This is a genomic window from Vibrio ichthyoenteri ATCC 700023 (assembly GCF_000222605.1).
Taxonomy (GTDB): domain Bacteria; phylum Pseudomonadota; class Gammaproteobacteria; order Enterobacterales; family Vibrionaceae; genus Vibrio; species Vibrio ichthyoenteri.
Genome location: NZ_AFWF01000142.1, coordinates 1 through 1,762, shown reverse-complemented (window position 1 = coordinate 1,762; position 1,762 = coordinate 1). Strand labels below are relative to the sequence as shown.

2 protein-coding genes are annotated in these 1,762 nt (G+C 31.5%); one reads left to right on the top strand and one right to left on the bottom strand.

Going from position 1 to position 1,762, the window contains the following annotated elements; translation table 11 throughout:
- Window positions 1–1,309 (bottom strand): response regulator (locus tag RH85_RS10385; protein ID WP_006712187.1); only part of this gene is annotated, 1,309 nt, incomplete at its 3' end.
- A gap of 228 nt (window positions 1,310–1,537) precedes the next feature.
- Here RH85_RS10385 and RH85_RS22980 point away from each other — a divergent pair.
- A complete protein-coding gene (locus RH85_RS22980) occupies window positions 1,538–1,708 on the top strand; it encodes a hypothetical protein (protein ID WP_006712185.1) in 171 nt (56 codons plus the stop codon).
- The last annotated feature ends 54 nt before the right edge of the window (window positions 1,709–1,762 follow it).

The following is a 1,762-nucleotide window of genomic DNA, read 5'->3' as shown; positions in this document are numbered from 1 at the left end:
TTATTAACTGTTCGACCATCGCCATTTTACTGGATAGGATTGAATTATTGTTATGATGTTGTAACGCTTTAGTTAAATTGATTAGAGTGAGAGAAAATTCACTTTCACAACATAGCAAGTCAAAAAGCCAGTTTAGTTGATATAGCGAGTAAAAATGTTTCAATTTATTATTTGATAATATTTGTTTGAGATATTTTAAAGTAATGCCATACTGTTTTGATTCCAGTGCTATGTGTGCAATGATAAGATTTATTTCTTCTTGAATCTCGGAAGAAATTTCATCTTTGTAATGCGTTAATACATCCTGAACAATATGCTTTGCAAGGTTTGTATAATTTGATTTATTTTCTTTTGAATTACTGCAAGCATATAATAACGTTCTGATTTTGTTTAATCTAGAGAATACGTTATCTCTGTAAGTATCTTTGTTTATTGTTAAGTAGTTGTCGTATCTATTGATTGCTTCAGCATAATCTCGTTGCGCTAAACACAAGTTTACAAGAACTAATTCTCTTTCGGAGTTTCCAAACGTTAATGAATTAACGAAATCATAATGTTTGATAGCTAAAGGTATATCAGATTTTAATAAGTTTAAGTTTCCTTTAGAGATATTTGCATCAATATTGTATGGGTCTAGCTCTAATACTTTGTCTAATAGTTTATCGGCTTCAATCATATCGCCTAAATTAGCTAAGGAGTTGGCATAACCAATTTTTGCCCATAAAACATCTTTTGTTTCTAACACGGATTGATAAACTTTTTTTGCTTTGTCATGAAGAGAGAGCTTAGTTAAAAACTCGCCTTTGAATTTTTCAATAAGGAATTTATATTCAGGATGGAACTGGCTCAAATTTTCACAATAATCCAATCCTTTTTCATACATTTCTTTTTTTTGTAAGGCAAATAACTCATGTAACGCATCTTTCTTTTTTATAGATCTAAAAAGCCTATGTTTTAAAGATTCAGCATTGAACGGTTTTAGTATGTAATCATCAGGTTTTAATTCCGTTAACATCCTCACAGCTTTTTTAGAACTATCTCCTGTTATAACAATAAAAACACATTTGGATTTTATTAAATCGTAATGAATTATTTCTTCATAAAACTGTTTGCCATTTAAACCAGCGCCAAAGTTATAGTCAGAAATTACAACGTCTATGCTATGGCTTTTTACAAGAGATAAAGCAACACGAACCGATTTTGCAGAAAGTATGTTTCGTTCATTAAAACCGATCTTTATTAGCATATTTTTGACTGATGATATGACGATAATAGAGTCATCAGCAATCAAAACTTTTTTATCTAGCATAGACTTAGCACTGAACCCGATAGTTGAGATGTTACTCGAATTATATCAGCTCACAGAATGTTCTTTATTAATATTAATTGTTGTGTGGATTAAATTTTTTTGGTATGCATAAAAAGAGCGTCTGCATCTGTCAACTGTTTCCAAGTTAAGTTGAGTGATGAGTTTAAGGTATTTTGTAATGGGAGTGCTGCGTGCTGCATATAGCTTATCCGTTTAAGAGAGTTAAGAATGTGCAAGAATCTTTACCTAACGAATGTTGCTTATGTGGAAGAAATCAAATACAGGCTCAGAAAAATCTTCGAAGAAGACGTTCGCTTTGGAGATTTACCAAAACTAAGCGTTGAGGGAGTTTTTGTTGATAATGGCAAACAAGCAATAGTAAAAATCCCACCGAAATGACTGTCTATGAGTTTACAAAGAGCTTCCCTGTAGCCCTTGAAAATTACCCTAATA